The sequence below is a fragment of the Variovorax sp. J22R115 genome, from assembly GCF_030317005.1.
Lineage (GTDB): Bacteria > Pseudomonadota > Gammaproteobacteria > Burkholderiales > Burkholderiaceae_C > Variovorax.
Genome location: NZ_JASZYM010000046.1, coordinates 1 through 5522, shown reverse-complemented (window position 1 = coordinate 5522; position 5522 = coordinate 1). Strand labels below are relative to the sequence as shown.

Below are 5522 nucleotides of genomic sequence, written 5' to 3'. Positions count from 1 at the left end.
CAAACGCAAAAAAGCCCAGCCTTTGAGGGGCTGGGCTTTTCTGGGCTGTAAGAGCCTGACGATGACCTACTTTCACACGGGAACCCGCACTATCATCGGCGCTGAGGCGTTTCACTGTCCTGTTCGGGATGGGAAGGAGTGGGACCACCTCGCTATGGTCATCAGGCATAAAGGGTTGTCGGGCTGACTGGGTCAGCCTGACGAATTCATAGAGTTTGGAATCAGCTTGGTGTTGAATTGATTTGAATGCGTCAACTTGGCATAACACCCTGATCGTCAGATCAAAGTTATAGGGTCAAGCCGCACGAGCAATTAGTATCAGTTAGCTTAACGCATTACTGCGCTTCCACACCTGACCTATCAACGTCCTGGTCTTGAACGACTCTTTAGGGGGCTCAAGGCCCCGGCAGATCTCATCTTGAAACGAGTTTCCCGCTTAGATGCTTTCAGCGGTTATCTCTTCCACACTTAGCTACTCGGCAATGCCACTGGCGTGACAACCGATACACCAGAGGTGTGTCCACTCCGGTCCTCTCGTACTAGGAGCAGGCTTCCTCAAATCTGCAGCGCCCACGGAAGATAGGGACCAAACTGTCTCACGACGTTTTAAACCCAGCTCACGTACCTCTTTAAATGGCGAACAGCCATACCCTTGGGACCGGCTACAGCCCCAGGATGAGATGAGCCGACATCGAGGTGCCAAACACCGCCGTCGATATGAACTCTTGGGCGGTATCAGCCTGTTATCCCCAGAGTACCTTTTATCCGTTGAGCGATGGCCCTTCCATACAGAACCACCGGATCACTATGTCCTGCTTTCGCATCTGCTCGACTTGTCAGTCTCGCAGTTAAGCACGCTTATGCCATTGCACTATCGTCACGATGTCCGACCGTAACTAGCGTACCTTCGAACTCCTCCGTTACGCTTTGGGAGGAGACCGCCCCAGTCAAACTGCCTACCATGCACTGTCCCCGATCCAGATAATGGACCTAGGTTAGAACCTCAAACACACCAGGGTGGTATTTCAACGTTGGCTCCACAAGATCTAGCGACCCTGCTTCAAAGCCTCCCACCTATCCTACACAGATCTGTTCAAAGTCCAATACAAAGCTACAGTAAAGGTTCATGGGGTCTTTCCGTCTTTCCGCGGGGAGATTGCATCATCACAAACATTTCAACTTCGCTGAGTCTCAGGAGGAGACAGTGTGGCCATCGTTACGCCATTCGTGCAGGTCGGAACTTACCCGACAAGGAATTTCGCTACCTTAGGACCGTTATAGTTACGGCCGCCGTTTACTGGGACTTCAATCAAGAGCTTGCACCCCATCATTTAATCTTCCAGCACCGGGCAGGCGTCACACCCTATACGTCCACTTTCGTGTTTGCAGAGTGCTGTGTTTTTAATAAACAGTCGCAGCCACCGATTTTTTGCAACCCATTCATGCTCCGTTGTTCACTTCACACTAATAGGGCACACCTTCTTCCGAAGTTACGGTGTCAATTTGCCGAGTTCCTTCTCCTGAGTTCTCTCAAGCGCCTTAGAATACTCATCTCGCGCACCAGTGTCGGTTTGCGGTACGGTCGTGTGTAGCTGAAGCTTAGTGGCTTTTCCTGGAACCTCGTTCAGTCACTTCACCAGCAAGCTGGCTCGATCGTTGGCCTCGGTATATGTGCACCGGATTTGCCTAATGCACGCCTACTTCCAACTAAACCGGGATATCCAACACCCGGATGACCTATTAAGATCCGTCCCCACATCGCACTACACATCGGTACAGGAATATTGACCTGTTTCCCATCAGCTACGCATCTCTGCCTCGCCTTAGGGGCCGACTCACTCTACGCCGATGAACGTTGCGTAGAAAACCTTGCGCTTACGGCGAGGGGGCTTTTCACCCCCTTTAACGCTACTCATGTCAGCATTCGCACTTCTGATACCTCCAGCGCGCTTTACAACGCACCTTCACAGGCTTACAGAACGCTCTCCTACCACTTGCAATAAATTGCAAATCCGCAGCTTCGGTAACTGGCTTAGCCCCGTTACATCTTCCGCGCAGGACGACTCGATCAGTGAGCTATTACGCTTTCTTTAAATGATGGCTGCTTCTAAGCCAACATCCTGACTGTTTTAGCCTTCCCACTTCGTTTCCCACTTAGCCAATTTTAGGGACCTTAGCTGGCGGTCTGGGTTGTTTCCCTCTTGAGTCCGGACGTTAGCACCCGGTGCTCTGTCTCCCAAGCTGTACTCGTCGGTATTCGGAGTTTGCCTTGGTTTGGTAAGTCGCCATGACCCCCTAGCCAAAACAGTGCTCTACCCCCGACGGTAATACTTGAGGCACTACCTAAATAGTTTTCGGAGAGAACCAGCTATTTCCAAGTTTGTTTAGCCTTTCACCCCTATCCACAGCTCATCCGCTAGTTTTGCAACACTAGTCGGTTCGGACCTCCAGTACCTGTTACGGCACCTTCATCCTGGCCATGGATAGATCACTTGGTTTCGGGTCTACACCCAGCGACTGATCGCCCTATTCGGACTCGATTTCTCTACGGCTTCCCTATTCGGTTAACCTTGCCACTGAATGTAAGTCGCTGACCCATTATACAAAAGGTACGCAGTCACCCTTGCGGGCTCCTACTTTTTGTAAGCACGCGGTTTCAGGATCTATTTCACTCCCCTCCCGGGGTTCTTTTCGCCTTTCCCTCACGGTACTAGTTCACTATCGGTCGATGATGAGTATTTAGCCTTGGAGGATGGTCCCCCCATATTCAGACAGGATTTCTCGTGTCCCGCCCTACTTTTCGTTAGCTCAGTACCACACAGGTCTTTTCACGTACGGGGCTATCACCCGCTATGGCCAGCCTTTCCAAGCTGTTCCGTTAAGTCTTGTGCTATCACTAACAGGCTCTTCCGATTTCGCTCGCCACTACTTTCGGAATCTCGGTTGATGTCTTTTCCTCGAGCTACTGAGATGTTTCAGTTCACCCGGTTCGCCTCGCATACCTATGTATTCAGTATGCGATACCTTTCGGTGGGTTTCCCCATTCGGAAATCTCCGGATCAAAGCTAATTTGCCAGCTCCCCGAAGCTTATCGCAGGCTATCACGTCCTTCGTCGCCTATCATCGCCAAGGCATCCACCACGTGCTCTTATTCACTTGACCCTATAACTTTGACGTTTCTTCACAGAAACCAAAATCAATCAAGGAATTGCCAGGTCTTTCACCTGGCGCGTTATGCCGTCTTCATAAATCGATTTGACTCGAAATTGAAGTTCATTTGACGCAATCAAAAATTCATGTCGCTGATGGCACGGTCCGCACTAAACCTTTACGAATGTGCGGTTTCCATCAGCAACGCTGATTCGACTCTATGAATTTTTAAAGAACAGCCGATTGATCAAGAGATCTTGATCAACAACAAAGATGCCTCTCGCGAAGCAGCTTTGGTGTTGACGTGGGTGTCATTCGATTGGAAGTTGGTGGAGGATGACGGGATCGAACCGACGACCCCCTGCTTGCAAAGCAGGTGCTCTCCCAGCTGAGCTAATCCCCCGGGTCCTCACAGCTGACGCACAGACCGCGCGCCATGACCATTGGAAGAATTTTGGTGGGTCTAGTTGGGCTCGAACCAACGACCCCCGCCTTATCAAGACGGTGCTCTAACCAGCTGAGCTACAGACCCATGTCGAAGCGAATCGACTTCATCCAACAACCGATAAGTGTGGGCGTTCAAATTGAACTGCTTGTTTCCAGAAAGGAGGTGATCCAGCCGCACCTTCCGATACGGCTACCTTGTTACGACTTCACCCCAGTCACGAACCCTGCCGTGGTAATCGCCCTCCTTGCGGTTAGGCTAACTACTTCTGGCAGAACCCGCTCCCATGGTGTGACGGGCGGTGTGTACAAGACCCGGGAACGTATTCACCGTGACATTCTGATCCACGATTACTAGCGATTCCGACTTCACGCAGTCGAGTTGCAGACTGCGATCCGGACTACGACTGGTTTTATGGGATTAGCTCCCCCTCGCGGGTTGGCAACCCTTTGTACCAGCCATTGTATGACGTGTGTAGCCCCACCTATAAGGGCCATGAGGACTTGACGTCATCCCCACCTTCCTCCGGTTTGTCACCGGCAGTCTCACTAGAGTGCCCAACTGAATGTAGCAACTAATGACAAGGGTTGCGCTCGTTGCGGGACTTAACCCAACATCTCACGACACGAGCTGACGACAGCCATGCAGCACCTGTGTTACGGTTCTCTTTCGAGCACTAAGCCATCTCTGGCAAATTCCGTACATGTCAAAGGTGGGTAAGGTTTTTCGCGTTGCATCGAATTAAACCACATCATCCACCGCTTGTGCGGGTCCCCGTCAATTCCTTTGAGTTTCAACCTTGCGGCCGTACTCCCCAGGCGGTCAACTTCACGCGTTAGCTTCGTTACTGAGTCAGTGAAGACCCAACAACCAGTTGACATCGTTTAGGGCGTGGACTACCAGGGTATCTAATCCTGTTTGCTCCCCACGCTTTCGTGCATGAGCGTCAGTGCAGGCCCAGGGGATTGCCTTCGCCATCGGTGTTCCTCCGCATATCTACGCATTTCACTGCTACACGCGGAATTCCATCCCCCTCTGCCGCACTCCAGCGATGCAGTCACAGATGCAGTTCCCAGGTTGAGCCCGGGGATTTCACAACTGTCTTACATCACCGCCTGCGCACGCTTTACGCCCAGTAATTCCGATTAACGCTTGCACCCTACGTATTACCGCGGCTGCTGGCACGTAGTTAGCCGGTGCTTATTCTTACGGTACCGTCATTAGCCCTCTTTATTAGAAAGAGCCGTTTCGTTCCGTACAAAAGCAGTTTACAACCCGAAGGCCTTCATCCTGCACGCGGCATGGCTGGATCAGGCTTGCGCCCATTGTCCAAAATTCCCCACTGCTGCCTCCCGTAGGAGTCTGGGCCGTGTCTCAGTCCCAGTGTGGCTGGTCGTCCTCTCAGACCAGCTACAGATCGAAGGCTTGGTGAGCCTTTACCTCACCAACTACCTAATCTGCCATCGGCCGCTCCATTCGCGCAAGGCCTTGCGGTCCCCTGCTTTCATCCGTAGATCGTATGCGGTATTAGCACAGCTTTCGCTGCGTTATCCCCCACGATTGGGCACGTTCCGATGTATTACTCACCCGTTCGCCACTCGCCGCCAGGATTGCTCCCGCGCTGCCGTTCGACTTGCATGTGTAAGGCATGCCGCCAGCGTTCAATCTGAGCCAGGATCAAACTCTATAGTTCGATCTTGAATTTTTCGCTCTCTCGAGCAACTCATAAAAACGGAATTGAAGTGAACTTCACTTCTATTCTCATGAGCGTTTAAAGTCTTTTCGACTTTGTTCCGAAGAACTTGGCAATCGCCTTCAAACGCCCACGCTTATCGGCTGTATATTTTTAACGAACTGCGCTCAACACTTCCCGTCTTGCGCCTTGCTCGCTGCGATCAGCGAAGCCTTCGATTATGCCACGTTTTTA

Annotated in this window: 2 tRNA genes and 3 rRNA genes; all 5 read right to left on the bottom strand. The window is 51.7% G+C overall.

The annotated features are described in order from the left end of the window. Nucleotides 1-53: 53 nt before the first annotated feature. Nucleotides 54-166, bottom strand: a 5S ribosomal RNA gene (gene rrf / locus QTI04_RS34035). A gap of 125 nt (nt 167-291) precedes the next feature. Continuing rightward, a 23S ribosomal RNA gene (locus tag QTI04_RS34030) occupies nt 292-3162 on the bottom strand. A 315-nt stretch (nt 3163-3477) separates the two neighbouring features. Continuing rightward, nucleotides 3478-3553, bottom strand: a tRNA-Ala gene (locus tag QTI04_RS34025). Nucleotides 3554-3605: 52 nt separating this feature from the next. Continuing rightward, nucleotides 3606-3682: transfer RNA gene (locus QTI04_RS34020), tRNA-Ile, on the bottom strand. Nucleotides 3683-3753: 71 nt separating this feature from the next. Beyond that, nucleotides 3754-5288: ribosomal RNA gene (locus QTI04_RS34015) — 16S ribosomal RNA — on the bottom strand. Together the 16S, 23S and 5S rRNA genes with 2 tRNA genes alongside form the textbook arrangement of a ribosomal RNA operon. Nucleotides 5289-5522: the final 234 nt, after the last annotated feature.